Origin of the sequence: Ensifer sp. Root558, from assembly GCF_001427045.1 — a bacterium.
Classification (GTDB): Bacteria; Pseudomonadota; Alphaproteobacteria; order Rhizobiales; family Rhizobiaceae; genus Ensifer; species Ensifer adhaerens.
In genome coordinates, this window is the sequence record NZ_LMGC01000009.1 from 190,656 (window position 1) to 206,962 (window position 16,307).

The 16,307-nt window shown below is 63.6% G+C and carries 15 protein-coding genes; 4 read left to right on the forward strand and 11 right to left on the reverse strand.

Annotated elements, in window-relative coordinates:
* Positions 1-179 precede the first annotated feature (179 nt).
* From ASD63_RS12155 to ASD63_RS12190, 8 genes are all read right to left on the reverse strand, one after another.
* Positions 180-1,871: an aconitase X gene (locus ASD63_RS12155; protein WP_060529346.1), complete on the reverse strand. Its 1,692-nt coding sequence runs from the start codon at positions 1,869-1,871 to the stop codon at positions 180-182.
* A complete protein-coding gene (locus ASD63_RS12160; protein ID WP_060521880.1) occupies positions 1,868-2,869 on the reverse strand; it encodes a 4-hydroxyproline epimerase in 1,002 nt (333 codons plus the stop codon). The genes ASD63_RS12155 and ASD63_RS12160 overlap by 4 nt, the downstream gene beginning before the upstream one ends.
* Before the next feature lie 13 nt (positions 2,870-2,882).
* Entirely contained in the window at positions 2,883-4,130 is a 1,248-nt protein-coding gene (locus ASD63_RS12165; protein WP_060529347.1) for an FAD-binding oxidoreductase, read from the reverse strand.
* Between the two features lie 7 nt (positions 4,131-4,137).
* Positions 4,138-4,860: an amino acid ABC transporter ATP-binding protein gene (locus ASD63_RS12170; RefSeq protein ID WP_034798411.1), complete on the reverse strand. Its 723-nt coding sequence runs from the start codon at positions 4,858-4,860 to the stop codon at positions 4,138-4,140.
* Positions 4,853-5,503: an amino acid ABC transporter permease gene (locus tag ASD63_RS12175; protein ID WP_060529348.1), complete on the reverse strand. Its 651-nt coding sequence runs from the start codon at positions 5,501-5,503 to the stop codon at positions 4,853-4,855. Before ASD63_RS12175 ends, ASD63_RS12170 begins: the two co-directional genes overlap by 8 nt.
* 13 nt (positions 5,504-5,516) lie before the next feature.
* Positions 5,517-6,182, reverse strand: a complete 666-nt coding sequence (locus tag ASD63_RS12180) for an amino acid ABC transporter permease (protein WP_060529349.1) — start codon at positions 6,180-6,182, stop codon at positions 5,517-5,519.
* A 71-nt stretch (positions 6,183-6,253) separates the two neighbouring features.
* Positions 6,254-7,060 carry a transporter substrate-binding domain-containing protein gene (locus tag ASD63_RS12185; RefSeq protein WP_034798420.1) on the reverse strand — a complete coding sequence of 269 codons (807 nt, stop codon included), beginning with the start codon at positions 7,058-7,060 and terminating at the stop codon, positions 6,254-6,256.
* Positions 7,061-7,283: 223 nt separating this feature from the next.
* Complete coding sequence (locus ASD63_RS12190) at positions 7,284-8,801, reverse strand: aldehyde dehydrogenase (NADP(+)) (protein WP_060529350.1); 1,518 nt, start codon at positions 8,799-8,801, stop codon at positions 7,284-7,286.
* 156 nt (positions 8,802-8,957) lie between these two features.
* On the opposite strand from ASD63_RS12190, the gene ASD63_RS12195 reads away from it, so the two are divergent.
* The gene (locus tag ASD63_RS12195) at positions 8,958-9,995 is read left to right on the forward strand and encodes an Ldh family oxidoreductase (protein WP_060529351.1); all 1,038 of its coding nucleotides are present in this window, start codon (positions 8,958-8,960) and stop codon (positions 9,993-9,995) included.
* Between the two features lie 102 nt (positions 9,996-10,097).
* Here the strand turns inward: ASD63_RS12195 and ASD63_RS12200 are convergent, their stop codons facing one another.
* Both ASD63_RS12200 and ASD63_RS12205 read right to left on the reverse strand, forming a co-directional pair.
* Positions 10,098-11,060, reverse strand: coding sequence for a dihydrodipicolinate synthase family protein (locus ASD63_RS12200; protein ID WP_034798428.1), 963 nt, complete (start codon positions 11,058-11,060; stop codon positions 10,098-10,100).
* A 113-nt stretch (positions 11,061-11,173) separates the two neighbouring features.
* Positions 11,174-11,884, reverse strand: a complete 711-nt coding sequence (locus ASD63_RS12205) for a GntR family transcriptional regulator (RefSeq protein ID WP_034798498.1) — start codon at positions 11,882-11,884, stop codon at positions 11,174-11,176.
* Positions 11,885-12,413: 529 nt separating this feature from the next.
* Between ASD63_RS12205 and ASD63_RS12210 the strand changes: the two genes are divergently transcribed.
* Together ASD63_RS12210 and ASD63_RS12215 are read left to right on the forward strand one after the other, a co-directional pair.
* Positions 12,414-12,983 (forward strand): GNAT family N-acetyltransferase, encoded by a 570-nt coding sequence (locus tag ASD63_RS12210; RefSeq protein WP_060529352.1) that lies wholly within the window; start codon positions 12,414-12,416, stop codon positions 12,981-12,983.
* Positions 12,984-13,108: 125 nt separating this feature from the next.
* Positions 13,109-13,606: an EVE domain-containing protein gene (locus ASD63_RS12215; protein WP_159415747.1), complete on the forward strand. Its 498-nt coding sequence runs from the start codon at positions 13,109-13,111 to the stop codon at positions 13,604-13,606.
* A 12-nt stretch (positions 13,607-13,618) separates the two neighbouring features.
* On the opposite strand, the gene ASD63_RS12220 is transcribed toward ASD63_RS12215, so the two are convergent.
* On the reverse strand, positions 13,619-14,560 hold the full coding sequence (locus tag ASD63_RS12220; protein ID WP_060529353.1) for an AraC family transcriptional regulator: 942 nt from the start codon (positions 14,558-14,560) through the stop codon (positions 13,619-13,621).
* Positions 14,561-14,748: 188 nt separating this feature from the next.
* On the opposite strand from ASD63_RS12220, the gene ASD63_RS12225 reads away from it, so the two are divergent.
* Positions 14,749-16,212 (forward strand): alpha-glucosidase/alpha-galactosidase, encoded by a 1,464-nt coding sequence (locus tag ASD63_RS12225; protein ID WP_060529354.1) that lies wholly within the window; start codon positions 14,749-14,751, stop codon positions 16,210-16,212.
* Positions 16,213-16,307 lie beyond the last annotated feature (95 nt).

Consider the following 16,307-nt stretch of genomic DNA (forward strand, 5'->3'; position numbering starts at 1 on the left):
CGTCTTCGACGGCGGCCGCCCGATAGGCAGCCTGCGTCTCGTCACAGGTGCGCTCCACCGCTTGAGGCGGCGTCAGGGAATCATCGAGCCCCACGCAGATCAGTTGGGGTCGGGAGGCGACGAGCTCGGCGCCTCGACAGCGCCGCCACGCGGCGACGCCGGAGAGAAGGAACGAGCCTTTAGGCGAGCCAGGCTGGCAGGCGCACCGAAACGCGGCCGGTGAGCGCCGCCTCGACGCAGTCGGCGAGGTTGCTGAAGCGCACGGCGCGGCCGGAAAGACCGGGACCGTAATGGGCGTATTTACCGGAATTGGTCATCAGCGCCCGGGTCTTGGTCGGAAAGACCGGTTCGGAGATCGAGCACCAGCAAATATCCGGCAGGACCTGGATGCCGCTCTCTTCAAGGCGGGCAAGCAGACCTTCGTCCCGTGCTGCGGCTATCGCGTCTCGCCCGGCGGTGACGATCACGGCGACGTTGCTATCGCGCTTGCGGCCGTCGAAGGCTGTGGCCAGCGCGCGGCACTCCTCGAGCGACGCATGCGGGCTGCCGATGGCGACAAGCTCGACCTCCGCCGGACCGTCGTTCAGGAGCGACCAGGCCGCGGCCATGTCGGCGCGCGTGATCGTCGTGTGGTCGGCATCCTTGGCGGCGGCACCTTCCGCTTCCGGGGTCACGCCCTCCACATGCAGCATCGGGGATGCGGACGTGGTGCCGAAGGCGGCGCAAAGCGCCTTGAGGTCGTCGCGCGAGGGCTTTGCCGATGCAAGACCACGCAAAAGCGGGATGCGGTCGGGTGCTGCCTTGCCGGCGAGATAACCGATCAGCGGCCAGAAGGCATCGTCGATATTCTCAGGCAGTTCCACGTCGATGACGCGCGTCGCCTTGCGCGGCGCGTCGAGATAGACGCCCGAGAGCGGTGCACGACCGGTGAGCGCAATGCAGAGATCGAGAAAGTCGGGGTGTTTGGCCGTGCGCGCGCCGAGCACCGTGTTGGCGAATATGACGGCGTTCGATTCCGCCCAGGCGATGGCTTCGCCGGATTTCGGCGCGCTGTCGAGCAGATAGGGCGAGCAGGTGAAGGTCGGGCGGCAGCCCATGCGCACATAGGCGTCGGCAAGCCTTGCTGCCGGATCGCCGAAGCTCTCCGGCACGCCCTGCGCCTGCCAGTTGGCACGGTCGACCGAGATCGCGTTCATGGTCGTCGGTACGCGAACCTTGGCCCCCATGTCCGCCATCTTCTCGGCGAAGGTGAGGTTTGCCGGGCTCGCATAGATGCAGCCGTCGATATGGCCCTGGACCACGTCGATGAGCTTTTCCGCACCCTGCTGCGCCGCCATCGCCGCGATGATGCGCATCGCCTGTTGCACGGCGATGCCGTCACGACCGTCGAGCATGGCGCGATCGTCGTCGGTGAGATCAAGCGCCGTCATTGCCGGCGGAGCGACCGGAATTGTCAGGCCATCGGCTTCGATTGCCGTATCGCTGATGCGCGCGGTCTTTGCTTGCGCCAGCGCCTTGAAGGCGTCGCGCGAAAGCCGAAGCACCGGCAGGGATTTTCCGAACATTTCGGCCGCGATCAGCGCGCCGAGCGTCAGCACGTCTTCCGCTTCCGAGAAGACCAGGGCCGCCGGCGCACGGCCGGTCAGCGCCATGTCGAGCAGCACGCCCGAACCGGTGCAGGAGCCGCGGCTCGACGGCATCATCAGGATGCCGTCGGTCAGACAGAGGCCGTGCAGCGGATGGTGCACGTCGATCACCCGACCCGTTGCCGGATCGACCCCGCCCCAGAAGCTCAGCGCCTCCTCCGTGGCGATGATGGGGCCATCGGCGGAGCCGGAAAGAATGCTGCGGGCGGAGATCGATTGGGTCATTTTACGACAAATCCATGAGCAAAGGGGTCGCGGTCATCGATGAAGATAGTGTTGATGCCGGTCATGCGGGCCCAGCCGGCAATCGACGGGATGATGGCGTCGCGGTCGGCGACCTTGGTCGCCGCCTCGACACGGCCCTTGAACAGCGAACCGATGATCGATTCATGCACGAACTCGTCACCGACCTTGAGCTTGCCCTTGGCGGCAAGCTGGGCCATGCGCGCCGACGTGCCGGTGCCGCAGGGCGAGCGGTCGATCGCCTTTTCGCCGTAAAAGACGGCGTTGCGCGCATGCGCTTCTGCCTGTGTTGGCTTGCCGGTCCACTGGATGTGGCTGAGGCCCTTGATTTCCGGGTGCTCCGGATGCACGAACTCGTATTTGGCGTTGAGCGCCGCGCGGAGCTTCGGGCTCCAGCCGACAAGTTCTCCGGCCGTATGGTCGGCCATGTCGCGAAAATTCTTCTGCGGTTCGACGATGGCGTAGAAGTTGCCGCCATAGGCGACGTCGACGACGATCTCGCCAAGACCCTCGACTTCAGCCGTCAGCCCCTCGGCGTAGAGGAAGCCCGGAACGTTGGTGAGGCGCACTTCCTCGACGAAGCGGCCTTCCTGGCGATAGGTGATGTCGACCTTGCCGGCCGGCGCGTCGATTGAAAGCTTGCCCGGTTCGCGCGGCGTGATCAGGCCGTTTTCGATCGCCATGGTGATGGTGCCGATCGTGCCGTGGCCGCACATTGGCAGGCAGCCCGACGTTTCGATGAAGAGCACGGCGACATCGCAGTCGGCCCGGGTCGGCGGATAGAGGATAGAGCCCGACATCATGTCGTGGCCGCGCGGCTCGAACATCAGGCCAGTGCGGATCCAGTCGAACTCGCGCAGGAAATGGGCCCGCTTCTCCAGCATGTTGGCGCCTTCGAGTCGTGGCCCGCCGCCGGAAACGAGGCGGACCGGATTGCCGCAGGTGTGGCCGTCGATGCAGGAGAAGGTGTGGTTGGCCATGGTCTAAACTCTGTCAGAAACGTTGGGGCGAGAAGCAACTGATATCGATCGCCGGCCGCCGGCCGGTGAGCAGGTCGGCAACGAGCCGTGCGGTGCCGGCCGATTGCGTGAGACCGAGATGGCCGTGGCCGAAGGCGTAGACGACGCGGCCGGTGGCGCGGGCGCGGCCGATCGCCGGAAGGCTGTCGGGCAGCGACGGGCGGAAGCCCATCCATTGCACGCCGCCCTCGCTCTTGAAGCCCGGCAGGAAGGCTTGCGCCTTCTTCAGCATGGCTTCCGAGCGGCGGAAGTTCGGCGGCAGCTTCAGCCCGCCGAGTTCGACGGCGCCGCCGACGCGGATACCGGTCGAAAGCCTGGTGACGACGAAGCCGTGTCCGCCGAAGGTGATCTGGGTGCGCAGATCGAAGGCATCCTGCGGCAGCGTGGTGTTGTAGCCGCGCTCGGTTTCGAGCGGGATACGCTCGCCGAGCGTACGGGCGACCTGGTGCGAGAACGCGCCGGCTGAAAGCACGACCTGTTCTGCCCGCCGCGTCTTGCCGTCGGCCGTCAGTTCGACGCCACCTTCGATCGGCTTCAGTGCCGTAACTTCGGCACGCTCGATCACACCTCCCTTGGCGCGGAAATGGTCTGCCAGCGCCAGCGTGTAGAGCTTGGGATCGGCGATGGAATACCAACCGGGGGTAAAGGTGCCATGGGTGAAGCGCGATGCGAGACCAGGCTGGATCTCGGCCATCTCGGCCGCGCCCATGTGCCGGAACTCGATGCCGTGTTCGGCTCGCGCGGTCCAGCCGGGAAGAGAGGCCTTCAGCTCGGCTTCGCTTTCATAGACCTGCAGATTGCCTTCCTTGCGCAGCATCGGCAGGGTGCCGGTCTCGGCGAGGAAAGGTTCGAGCTCGGCCTTGGAGAGGTCCATCATCGCCGTCTGGGCGGTCGTCGAATGGGCCACGCGGCTTGCCGAGCAGGCGCGCCAGAAGCTGAACATCCACGGCGCGATCTGTGCCGCATAGGCCGGTGGCACGCTCAAGGGCCCAAGCGGGTCGAGCAGCCACTTCGGCGCCTTCTTCAAGATGCCGGGTGACGCGAGCGGCAGGATGTCGGTGAAGGCGAAGGCCCCGGCGTTGCCCGCCGAGGCACCTGCTGCCGGGCCTTCCCGGTCGAGCACGGTGACGGAAAGTCCCCGTGCCTGGGCGGCGATCGCCGCAGAAAGGCCGACAACGCCGGCGCCGATGACGATGACGTCAGGCTGAACTGCATCCTTCATGATCGGCTCAGTGCGTCGCTGCGAGGAACTTTTGGAGTTCCGGATCCTTCGGCGCGCCGAAGAGCGCTTCCGGTGCGGCGATTTCCGCCATCACGCCCTTGTGGAAGAAGGCGACGCGGTCGGAAACTTCGCGGGCAAACTTCATTTCATGGGTGACGCAGATCATCGTCATGCCCTCGGAGGCCAGCATGCGCAGCGTGTCGAGCACTTCGCCGACGAGCTGCGGATCGAGCGCCGAGGTCACTTCGTCAAACAGCATGTATTCCGGCGACATTGCGAGTGCGCGGGCGATCGCCATGCGCTGCTGCTGGCCCCCCGACATGCGGGTTGGATAGACGCCGAGCTTCTCGCCGAGGCCGACGTGCGTGAGCTGCTTGACGGCGTTCTCCTCGGCCTTTTCCTTGGAGAGGCCGAGCACCTTGCGCGGCGCCAGCATGACGTTTTCAAGCACGGTCAGGTGCGGGAAAGCATTGAACTGCTGGAAGACGATGCCGAGCTTGCTGCGCAGCTTGTTGAGGTTTGTTGATTTCGCGTGGACCTCGGTGCCGTCGACGAGGATGCGGCCGGCATCGATCGGCTCGAGACCGTTGATGCAGGTCAGCAGCGTCGACTTGCCGGAACCGGAGCCGCCAATGATGGTCAGCACCTCGCCCTTGTTGACGGTGAGGTCGATGCCTTTGAGAACCTCCAGCGAGCCGAAGGATTTGCGAACGTTCTGGATCTCAATCATTGGACCACCGTTTTTCAAGGTAACCGCCGAGCCGGGCGATCGGGAAGCTGATAAGGAAGTAGATGGCGCCGCAGATCAGAAGGATCAGCAGCGGTTCCTGCAGGCGGGTGACGAGCACCTGCGAGGCGCGCAAGAGTTCGATCAGGCCGAGCCAGAGGACGAGTGCGGAGTCCTTCATGACGCCGAGCGTCAGGCCGATCCAGGACGGCAGCGAAACGCGGGTCGCAAGCGGCGCCACGATGTAGCGCATGTCCTGCCACCAGGTCATGCCGAGCGAGCGGGCGGCGCGGCGCGTCGTCGGTGGCACGGAAGAGATGCCGCCACGAACGATCTCGGTGCAATAGGCGGCGGTATAGAGCGACAGCACCACGCAGGAGGTCGTGAACGGTGCCCAGCCGAGCTTGGCGATCGCCTGGAAGGCATTGGCAAGAACCAGCTGGATCAGCAGCGGCACCGAACGGAAGATGTCGAGCACGAAGGTGAGCGGGGCGGCCCAATAGGGGCCGACCTGGTTGCGCACGACGCCGAAGATGATGCCGAGCACGGTGCCGGCGGTAACCGAGACGGCGGTGACCGCGAGCGTCATCAAGGCGCCCCGCAGCAGGAAGCCGAGATCAGCGAGGGTGAGGGCGGTATTGAACATCTCTCACCTCTCCTTAGTAGCGGAACATGCGCGCGGCGAGCAGGCGCGCGCCCAGCGTCACGGCCTTGGCGATCAGGTAGTAGATGACCGCCGCGATCGCGAAGAATTCGAAGGTGCGGAACGAACGGGCGTTCAGTTCCTGGGTGATGCCGGCAAGGTCGGTGTTCATGCCGACGGTAACGCCAAGCGAGGTCATCAGGATCGCCCAGACCATCTGGTTGGTGACGGGCAGGAAGGCGATGCGCAGCATCTGCGGCAGCACGATGTAGCGGAAGGCCTGCACCGGGGTCATGCCGAGCGAGCGGCCGGCCCGCGCCTGGGTATCGGGAATGGCCTTGAGGGCGCCGCGGAAGTTTTCCGCGAGATAACCGGCATTGTTGAAGGCGATCCCCGCGAGCAGCGCCGTATAGGGGCTCAGGTGGATACCGAAATTGCCGAGGCCGAAATGGGCCATGTAGATCTGGAACAGCGCCGGCGTGTTGCGGGCGATCTCGACCCAGGCGGTGGCAAAACCACCGAGGATGCGATTGCCCGACAGGCGGCAAGCCGTCAGCGCGAGCGCCAGTGCCAGGCCGATGACCATCGAGAGCAGAGCCACCTGCAGGGTGACCAGCGCTCCGTCGAGCATCTGTGGCAGGGCTTTCAGCGCCTGGTTCCAATGAAAGGTATAGCTGAACATGTTTCGTCTCACCTCTTCGGAAACGAATAGCGGCGCGAAGCTAAACTTCGCGCCGCCAGATAAACGGCATATTAGCGGTAAACGCCCTTAGCCGTAAGGTCCGGAAGTTCGCCGCCGACCCACTTTTCGTAAAGTTCAGCGTAGCGGCCGGTGCGGACCTGCTGGTTGATGAAGAGGTTGAGGAAGTTGATGAAGCCGTATTCTTCGCGGTTGGTGAAGAGCGCGACGTAGTCGGTGTCGAACGGAGCCTTGCCGACGACGGAGATGCCGGCGAACTTGCCGCCCTTCACGTTGGCCTGGGCGACGGTCGAGGTCGAAACCGTAGCGTCGATCTGGCCCTGGCTGAGCGCGAGGAAGACGTCTGCCTGGGTCTGGTACGGACGGAACTCACCGGCGCCCCATTCCTTGACCTGCTTTTCGAGAGCGATCGCTTCGAACGTGCCGGCGGTAGCGCCGACAACCTTGCCCTTCATGTCTTCGAAGGACTTGACGCCCGACTTCTCGTTGGCAGTGACAGCCATTTCGAAGGCGAAGTAGGGGATCGTCATGCCGACGGTCTTGGCGCGCTCAAGCGTGTCCGAGGTCGAGGCAACGCCGACGTCGACGCGGCCTGACATCAGAGCGGGAATGCGCTCCGGGAACGGGGTCTCGACGATTTCGGCGGTGACGCCGAGTGCCTTGGCAAGGTCGTTGCAGTAGTCGACGTCGAAACCGATCGGGTTGTTGTTCTCGTCGCGAGAACCCATCGGCGGGAAGTCGAGCACGACTGCGCAACGCAGCGTACCCGAGCCGATGACGTCATCCAGCTTGTCGGCATGGGCCTGGCTGGTCAGAGCAGCGGCCGCAACGAGGCCGAGCGCGAGCACCGAAGTCTTCATTTTCTCTCTCCCTGAAATGAGTGCCGTTTGACGGCTGAGGCACTATTCCGTTTTAGACAGCACAAATCAATAGAAAAATACAATTAGTATACAAAAAGTATAAGTTCGTAACGCAGAACGCGCGCAGGCATCCCATTTGTTTCGTCAAATGGGATGCCTGCGCAGCGATCTGTCGTGTCTTGCAGCTGCGGGCGGCAGGCGCCCGCAGCTGTCGGCGAGTGCCTTAGCCCTGGAAGTCCTCGGGCAGCAGGCCTTCCGGCATGTTCTGGTAGGCGACCGGGCGCAGGAAACGGCGGATCGACAGGGTACCGACGCTGGTTGCGCCGAAGTTGGTCGAGGCCGGATAGGGTCCGCCATGCACCATCGAATCCACCACCTCGACGCCGGTCGGGAAGCCGTTGACGAGCACCCGGCCTGCCTTGCGCTCAAGGATCGGGCGCAGACGACGGGCGGTCTCGAGATCGGTCGCATCCATGTGGATGGTGGTGGTCAGCTGTCCCTCGAAGCCGCGGGCAAGCTGTTCCATTTCAGAGGTCGAACCGACGCGAACGACGAGGCCGAGCGGACCGAACACCTCTTCGCCGAGCGCATGGTCGGCCAGGAACTGGTCGCCGGTCGTTTCGAACAGGTTCGGCGAGACCGAGCGGCCGGACGATTCGGTCGTCAGCAGCGGCTTCACCGTGTTGCGGCTTTCAAAGCGCGCCTGGCCGTCGTGATAGGCCTTGGCAATGCCGTCCGTCAGCATCGTCTGCGGCGCGACCTTGCCGAGCGCTTCGACGGCGGCCGTGGTGAAGCGATCGGCGTCAGCACCTTCGACAACAACGGCGATGCCGGGGTTGGTGCAGAACTGGCCGGCACCCATGGTCAGCGAACCGGCCCAGCCCTGGCCGAGTGTCTCGGCGCGTGCCTTCAGTGCTTCCGGCAGCAGGAACATCGGGTTGACCGAGCCGAGCTCGCCGAAGAACGGGATCGGCTCCGGACGTGCGGCGCAGAGATTGAAGAGCGCGCGGCCACCGGCGAGCGAACCGGTGAAGCCGACGGCCTTGATCAGCGGATGCTGGACAAGCGCTTCGCCGACCTGGCGGTTGCCGCCTTGGATCAGCGAGAAGACGCCCGGGTGAACGCCGGTCTTGCGGATCGCGGCCTCGACGGCCTGCGCAACGATCTCACCGGTGCCCGGATGGGCCGAGTGGCCCTTGACGACCACGGGGCAGCCGGCAGCAAGGGCGGCAGCCGTGTCGCCGCCGGCGGTCGAGAAGGCCAGCGGGAAGTTCGAGGCGCCGAAGACGGCGACCGGGCCGATCGGGCGCTGGATAAGGCGGATTTCCGGGCGCGGCGCCGGCTGACGCTCGGGCAGGGCCGCATCGAAACGGCGGTCGAGATATTCACCCTTTTCGATGTGGTCGGCAAAGAGACGGAGCTGGCCGGTGGTGCGGCCGCGTTCGCCCTGCAGGCGCGCTTCCGGCAGGCCGGTTTCCTGGGTGCCAATTTCGGTGATCGCTTCGGCGCGTGCCTCGATCTCGTCGGCGATGGCGCGCAGGAAGGCGGCGCGCTCGGTCCGGGTCGAATAGCCATAGCTCAGGAAGGCTTCTTCGGCGGCGTCAGCCGCGCGGTTGACCAGTTCCACGGTGCCTGTGGCGAACTGATGGACCGGACCGTGGGCGGGTGCCGATGCGAAGGTGCCCGCGCCGTCGAGCCATTCGCCGGCGACAAGGTGTTTTCCTTTGGGGGTGAAGGCCATCTGCCGATCCTTTCGTTCGATCCCGGATTGCCTTTTCTGGCAGAGGGGATCATGGCTGAATTGCACTTGTCGGATCTTTGTATACTATATGTATGCAGAACATCAATCGCCTGACTGGCCCTTCCGGATCAGGCGCAGCATTTGAGAGGGAGAGAGATGAGCGAAACCAACACCCTGACGATCGCAGCACTTTTCGAGCGCGTCGAGGCGATCTTCCTGAAGGCGGGGCTCAACGCCATTCAGGCCGGTGCACTGGCCCGCGTGATCGTCGCCGGCGAGCGGGATGCCTGCAAGTCGCATGGCATCTACCGCATCGAAGGAGCGCTTCGCACCGTCAAGGCGGGCAAGGTGAAGCCGGATGCAACACCGGAGCTCGAAGCGGGCGAAGGTTCCGCTATCGTCAAGGTCAACGCCAAGGGCGGTTTTGCCAATCCCGCCTTCGAGCTCGGCCTGCCGGTTCTCGCCGAACGCGCTCGCTCGCTGGGCATCGCCGCGCTCGTCATCAATGATTGCACCCATTTTTCGGCGCTCTGGCCTGAGGTCGAAGGCCTGACCGGCGAGGGACTTGCCGGCCTCGTGATGTGCCCGAGCTATGCGACCGTTGCGCCGACCGGCGGCAACAAGCCGCTGCTCGGCACCAACCCCTTCGCCTTCGGCTGGCCGCGCGAAAACAAGCCGCCTTACGTCTTCGACTTCGCCACCTCGGTTGCCGCCCGCGGTGAGATCGAACTGCACCGCCGTGCCGGCAAGCCGTTGCCGGAGGGCTGGGCGATCGATGCCGAAGGCAATCCGACGACCGATCCGGAAGCAGCGCTTGCCGGCGCCATGCTGCCCTTCGGCGGCCACAAGGGTTCGGCGATCGGCACCATGGTCGAGCTTCTTGCCGGCATCATGATCGGCGACCTGACGAGCCCGGAAGTGCTCGACTATCTCGGCACCACGACGCTTGCACCGTTCCACGGCGAACTGATCGTCGCCTTCTCGCCGGAGAAATTTGCAGCCGGACGCCCGGGCAATCCCTTCGCCCGTGCGGAAGTGCTGTTCGAGGCGATCGTCGGCCAGGGCGCCCGCCTGCCGTCGCAGCGTCGCTTCGTGGCGCGCGCCAAGTCGGAAGCCGAAGGTGTCGTTCTCAACACGGCTGAAATCGAGCAGCTCGAGCGGCTGCTTGCTCTTGGACTGGACGCCGTCGCGTAAGCGACGGCTAACCTTTTCGTCGGTCATCGACCCGTCGAGACTGCCAAACGAAAAAGGCCCTCCAACAGGAGGGCCTTTTCTATTTGAGTGCCGATCGAGCGATCAGGCCTTGTACTTCTGCACCGCGCCCGGGAGCTTGCTCCACTCGGCGTACCAGCTGTTGAACAGCTTGAACTGGGCTTCGACATAGCCGCGCTGGCTGTCGGAGAGAACGTCGCTCTCGTTGAAGTGCAGCGTGTATTCCTTGTCGCCCTTCAGCACCATCATATGCTTGAAGTAGAGAACGAGGTCCGGACCTTCGTCGAAGGACGAGAGAACGGCGAGCGCCTGTTCCAGTTCCAGTGCGCGCAGACGTGCGTCGACGTCGCCTTCGGCGGCGGCACGCGACAGGTTGCACATGTGGATGACTTCCTTCGGCAGAACGCAGCCGATGCCGGTGATGGCACCGGTCGCGCCGCAGTTGACGAAGCCGTGGAAAACGGCCGTGTCGACACCGATCATCAGCGAGACGCCATCGTCACGGCTGGTGATGTTCTCGGCCGCATAGCGCATGTCGGCAGCGCCGCCGAATTCCTTGAAGCCGACGAGGTTCGGATGTTCGGCGCGCAGCGCGAAGAACAGGTCGGCGCGGGTGGCGAAGCCGTAGTACGGGCTGTTGTAGATGACAGCCGGCAGGCTCGGGGCGGCCGAGAGAATGGCCTTGAAGTGGTTCTTCTGGGCAGCGACAACCGAGCCGCGCGAAAGCACGCGCGGGATGACCATCAGGCCCTGGGCGCCGACCTTCTCGGCATGTGCCGCGTGAGCGACGGCCGAAGCAGTGTTGACGGCGCCGGTGCCGACGATAACCGGAATGCCGGCCTTGACGAGGCGCTCGACGCCTTCCATGCGCTGTTCGTCGGTCAGGAGCGGCCAGTCACCCATCGAGCCGCAGTAGACGACGGCGGACATGCCTTGAGCGATCAGCTCCTTGCCCTTGCGCACCAGCGCGTCGAAATCGGGGGTGCGGTCTTCCTTGCAGGGGGTCATCAGCGCCGGGATGACGCCGGTGAAAATCTGAGCCTTCATCTGAAACTCCTCTCGGCTTTGTCTTCAGGGCAGCGGCGCACCTGCGCCCTTGCCTTTGATCCAGACAATAGCCGTTTGTATTTTATTTGTCGACAAGAAAAATACAAAGGTCGCTACAAAGCGATATCGAGCTTGTTGTTGCGGGCAAAAAGCTTCTGCACCTGCTCGACGATCTGCTCAGCATGCGCCTTGCCCAGCCGATCCGCAGCCTCGACGTCGCGCGCGGCGATCGCGGCGATCATGGCCGCATGCTCGTCGACGAAGCGCTGGGGGAACTGCTCGTCATAGGACTGATAATAGAGACGGAGAATGCGCCGCCCTTCGTCCAGCAGCCGGCGGAACAGGCTGGTGAAATAGGGGTTGCGTCCGCTTTCCGCGATTGCCGCATGGAAGGCGGCGTTGGTGGCGATCATCGTGAGCGGGTCGCGCGTCTGCACGGCTGCCGCATAGTCTTCGTGGAAGCCGCGAATGATCGCCAGGTCTTCTGGGCGGTGGTTCTGCGCCGCAAGCCGCGTGGTGACGCGGTACATCAGCACCAGAGCGTCGAAGAACGGATTGAGATTGAGGAAGTCGATGTTCGCGACCATCGTCGAGCGGTTCGGCAGCGTGTCGATCAGCCCTTCGCCGGCAAGACGCACCAGCGCCTCGCGGATCGGCGTGCGCGACATCTTCAGCCGCTCGGCAAGCTGCACTTCGTCGATCGGGCTGCCCGGCGGCAGCACCAGGTCGAGGATCTCGTCGCGCAAGAGGTCATAGACCATCTTCACGCCGGAGCCGCGCTTGCGCTCGGGGATGGGGCTGTTGTCGGTGTCGATATCGGTCATGTCAGATTCCTTTGTCGACAAAAGAAATACTTGTCTCTGTCGCCGGGATCAACAGTTTCCGCTGCCGTCATTGCGCGAAGCTGTTATCCGCATCTGCGTGCACAGGTTGTTGTGGCGACCCATGCGTTTCCCACATGGGAGCGCTGAGTTTTGAGCGCTGCAACTTACGGAAAGCGTGAGCTATAAGGTGTTCATCGAAGCGAAACGAGGCGCCACGGACTGGCAGCCAGGCTTCGAAAGCCCATTGAAAGGGGGATCAAATGAACATCGCACGACTTCGCGACCTCGGCATCGAACGCGCCGACATCGACCGCGTCGCACGTACGGCCTTCGCCCGCTAAGGCGATCTTAAAGACTGAATAATTGCCAAGCGCCTGCATCTCCTGCGGGCGCTTTTGCTTTTTGGCGCCTTCATTGCGCCATTGTCGTCCCACACATCGCTGGCACTGCGATTTGATTAATCGACTACTCCATTAATCGCGCCGCTTGCCGCCGACAGGCGCGGTGTTCGTTCAAGAGACTGAGTGCCATGCCGCCGTTTTCCCCTGAGATTACCGATTTCTGGAACGCGTCCTTTGCGGGCGATGTTCGCGCAAGCGCGGATCGGTTTACCGTCGTGGTCAATCCCGACCTCGACGAGGACAGCCCGGCCATGGTGCTGCACACTGCTGAAAACGGCGTGATCGTGGCCCTGTCCCCGGCGCTCGGCGCCGCGCTGTCGTCAGCGGCGGGTCAGGTGCTCACCGAAGCGACCCTGTTCCAGGGCTCCGCCTCGGAAGAGGATCTCGATGCAGCCTATGTCGAACTGGATCACTGGTTGGTCTACGGAGCCTTCGATGGTGACAGGCTGGTCTGTGCCGCGAGCATGTATCCCTGGCAGGAGCGGCAGATCGCCGATCTCGGTGTGCTGACGCTTGTGTCCGATAGGGGTAAGGGCCACGCCCGCAAGGTCGTGCGCGCAATCAGCAGGGCCGCCCTCGAAAAGGGATACCAACCGCAATATCGCTGCCAACTCGACAACCACGCGTCGGTGGCGCTTGCGGGAGCCGTGGGCGTGACGCTTTTCGGCCAATGGGAAGCGCCCTTCGAAGACGGCTGAGACGCGGCTCGACGGTATGCCGGGCCGTAAAACGATGCTGACAGAATCTGGCAGGGGTCGCGCGTAAAGTGGTCCCAGGATAAGAGATCGAGGGATTGCAGATGTCGGCGCAGGATATGTTTCAGATGGGTGCAGCAAACAGGTCGGGCGAGCGCAATTTCTGGATCGGCGCGGTTTCCGGCGATGACCTGCAGCATGCTGCGGAAGACGGCTTCTCTCGCTTTGGCTACGGCTACGGCAATGTCCAGGCGATGACGCGCATGAAGGCGGGTGACGGCTTCATCGGTTATGCGCCCAACGCCGCCTTCAATGGCAGGGCGGGGCTTGCCTGTTTTGCCGCCATCGGTGTCGTCAAGGAGCGCCCGCCCTACTTCTTTGCCATGGGCGGCGTCGCCCCGCATCGCGGCGACATCGACTGGGCCGACAGCATGGAGGCGCCGGTTCGGCCGTGGCTCGACAGCCTGGAATTTGCCGAAGGCAACCGTAACTGGGACCAGAAGCTTCGTCTTGGTCATCTTGCCATCAGCGAGCGTGACTTCCGCGTGATCGCGCGGGCCATGCATGCAGACCTCGGCATGGTTTTCCCGAGGGTGCCGGCATTTCGCCAGCAGCTTGCCGGCTGATCGTTCGCGTCTTCAACCGGGCAGCAGCACCGTTGCTTCCTCCGCCGTGTCGACCGCTTGCTCCACCGAGCCGGCGGCGATGCTGGCATACATGCCGGTGGTTCTGAATTCCGTCGGGCTCAGACCGAAGGAGCGGCGGAACACCTTGGCGAAATAGTTGGGGTCTTCGAAGCCCGAGAGAATGGCCACTTCCTTGACCGGAAGGCTTGCGGTTTTCGTCAGCAGTTTTACCGCGCGCTGCAGGCGCTTCTGCAGCACATATTCGGCCGGCGCCATGCCTTCGCTGGCGGCGAAGACGCGCGAGAAATGCGCCCGGCTCAATCCCGACACGCGCGCCAGTTCCTCCACCGGAAGCGGGTTCTGCAGGTTGTTCATGATGTGGTCGACGACGCGGTGCATCGTCCTGTGTTCATGGCTGAACACCGGGTGCGAGCCGAAGACGTCGTCGTAGAGTGCCATCGCCGCCTCGTAGGCAATCGCCGAGGCTCTGCCTGGCGTCTCGCCGCCGCGGATCAGCCGCAGACTGCAGTCGGCCAGATGCTCGATCGTTTCCGGTTGCAGCTTCAATACCGGACCGGTGACGGCGAGCAGGGCGCGGTGGATGCGCAGCGCCTCGTCGCCGTTCATCGAGATCCAGAAGAACTCCCAGCGCCCACCGTCTTCCAGCCAGTAGCGATGATTGTGCGGCACGAGCAGGAGCAGCGTCTCGCCCTCGCGCACCCGATAGCTGCGGTTTTCGTAACGAAGGTTCCCGGCACCCGCGATCGTATGCTGGAGCACGGTAAAGGGCGTGTTTCCGCGCTTTCTGCCGTCCCAGTCATAGGTCGCATTGTTGCGGATTTCATAGCCGGTGCTGGTCGGCATCGCGTGCAGGCTCTGGCGTCCCCGCGGCAGCGAAACGGTGCGCATAACCGGGCCGTTGTCGATCAATTCTTGCAGCATAAAATTACCCATGAAAGCACAATACCGCTCTGGCGGGGTTGGCGATTATACACATAATGACCACCAACAGCGCAACAGGCGGTGCTTCTGGCCCGTAAGAAATGAGGGGATGCATCGAAGTTGCGCGCAGAGACGGTGAAAAACCGTGAATTGATTTTACCCTTTGTCAGAGATGCATGCAGTTCTTGAGGAGTGAGGGCATGGCAACATTCAAGATCGCCATCATCGGCGCCGGCAGCATAGGCTTCACCAAGAAGCTCTTCACCGACATTCTCGCCGTCCCGGAATTGCGCGACATCGAGGTTGCGCTGACAGATCTCAGCGCCCGCAATCTGGAGATGATCAAGGCGATCCTCGACCGGATTGTCGAAGTCAACCGCCTGCCGACGAAGGTGACGGCAACCACCGACCGGCTGAAAGCGCTCGAAGGCGCACGCTACATCATCAGCTGCGTCCGTGTCGGTGGACTCGAAGCCTATGCCGACGACATCCGCATCCCCCTTAAATATGGCGTCGACCAATGCGTCGGCGATACGATCTGCGCCGGCGGCATCCTCTACGGCCAGCGCAACATCCCCGTCATCCTCGACTTCTGCCGGGATATCCGCGCGGTCGCCGAACCGGGTGCCAAGTTCCTGAACTATGCCAACCCGATGGCGATGAACACCTGGGCAGCGATCGAATACGGCAAGGTCGATACGGTCGGGCTCTGCCACGGTGTTCAGCACGGCGGCGAGCAGATCGCCGAAATCTTGGGAGCAGGCGAGGCCGAACTCGACTACATCTGCTCCGGTATCAACCATCAGACCTGGTTCGTCGACGTGAGGCTGAAGGGCCGCAGGATCGGCAAGGACGAGTTGGTTGCGGCCTTCGAGGCGCACCCGGTGTTCTCCAAGCAGGAGAAGCTCCGCATCGACGTGCTGAAGCGGTTCGGCGTCTATTCGACCGAGAGCAACGGCCATCTCTCCGAATATCTTCCCTGGTATCGCAAGCGCCCGGAGGAAATTACCCGCTGGATCGATATGTCCGACTGGATCCACGGCGAGACCGGCGGCTATCTCAGGCATTCGACCGAGACGCGCAACTGGTTCGAAACCGAGTTTCCGCAGTTCCTCGAAGCAGCTGGCCGGCCGCTCGACCATCAGAAGCGCTCGAACGAACATGCGAGCCATATTCTCGAGGCCCTGGAAACGGGCCGGGTCTATCGCGGCCATTTCAACGTCAAGAACAATGGCGTGATCACCAACCTGCCTGCCGACGCCATCATCGAATCCCCCGGCTTCGTCGATCGCTTCGGCATCAACATGGTCTCGGGCATCACCCTTCCCGAGGCCTGTGCCGCCACCTGCCTTTCCTCGATCAACGTCCAGCGCATGTCGGTCCATGCGGCCGTGACCGGCGATCTCGATCTTCTAAAGCTGGCGATGCTGCATGATCCGCTGGTCGGCGCCATCTGCACACCGGAGGAGGTTTGGCAGATGGTCGACGAGATGGTGGTCGCTCAAAGCCAGTGGCTGCCGCAATACGCCCATGCCATCGACGGCGCCAAGGAGCGACTTGGCCGCGCAACCGTCAAGACGCGCGAATGGAAGGGCGCTGCGCGGCGTGAGGTGCGTTCGCTCGACGAGTTGCGCGCCGAGCGTCAGGTCCGCGCCGCCGGCTGATCGATTGCAGCGCTGCTTCCGTGAGGAGACGTGGGCAGCGCTGCCTGAAGTGCAGACTTTTCAAGGAGGAGGCCGCGTCCCGGCGCGGCAAAGAG

Excerpts from the sequence above, each read along its gene's own strand:
- ASD63_RS12180 (WP_060529349.1), bottom strand. The coding sequence starts at position 6,182 with ATGTTCAGCTATACCTTTCATTGGAACCAGGCGCTGAAAGCCCTGCCA.
- ASD63_RS12190 (WP_060529350.1), bottom strand. The coding sequence starts at position 8,801 with ATGGCCTTCACCCCCAAAGGAAAACACCTTGTCGCCGGCGAATGGCTC.
- ASD63_RS12160 (WP_060521880.1), bottom strand. The coding sequence starts at position 2,869 with ATGGCCAACCACACCTTCTCCTGCATCGACGGCCACACCTGCGGCAAT.
- ASD63_RS12225 (WP_060529354.1), top strand. The coding sequence starts at position 14,749 with ATGGCAACATTCAAGATCGCCATCATCGGCGCCGGCAGCATAGGCTTC.
- ASD63_RS12200 (WP_034798428.1), bottom strand. The coding sequence starts at position 11,060 with ATGAAGGCTCAGATTTTCACCGGCGTCATCCCGGCGCTGATGACCCCC.
- ASD63_RS12195 (WP_060529351.1), top strand. The coding sequence starts at position 8,958 with ATGAGCGAAACCAACACCCTGACGATCGCAGCACTTTTCGAGCGCGTC.
- ASD63_RS12175 (WP_060529348.1), bottom strand. The coding sequence starts at position 5,503 with ATGTTCAATACCGCCCTCACCCTCGCTGATCTCGGCTTCCTGCTGCGG.
- ASD63_RS12170 (WP_034798411.1), bottom strand. The coding sequence starts at position 4,860 with ATGATTGAGATCCAGAACGTTCGCAAATCCTTCGGCTCGCTGGAGGTT.
- ASD63_RS12205 (WP_034798498.1), bottom strand. The coding sequence starts at position 11,884 with ATGACCGATATCGACACCGACAACAGCCCCATCCCCGAGCGCAAGCGC.
- ASD63_RS12210 (WP_060529352.1), top strand. The coding sequence starts at position 12,414 with ATGCCGCCGTTTTCCCCTGAGATTACCGATTTCTGGAACGCGTCCTTT.
- ASD63_RS12185 (WP_034798420.1), bottom strand. The coding sequence starts at position 7,060 with ATGAAGACTTCGGTGCTCGCGCTCGGCCTCGTTGCGGCCGCTGCTCTG.
- ASD63_RS12155 (WP_060529346.1), bottom strand. The coding sequence starts at position 1,871 with ATGACCCAATCGATCTCCGCCCGCAGCATTCTTTCCGGCTCCGCCGAT.
- ASD63_RS12165 (WP_060529347.1), bottom strand. The coding sequence starts at position 4,130 with ATGAAGGATGCAGTTCAGCCTGACGTCATCGTCATCGGCGCCGGCGTT.
- ASD63_RS12215 (WP_159415747.1), top strand. The coding sequence starts at position 13,109 with ATGGGTGCAGCAAACAGGTCGGGCGAGCGCAATTTCTGGATCGGCGCG.
- ASD63_RS12220 (WP_060529353.1), bottom strand. The coding sequence starts at position 14,560 with ATGGGTAATTTTATGCTGCAAGAATTGATCGACAACGGCCCGGTTATG.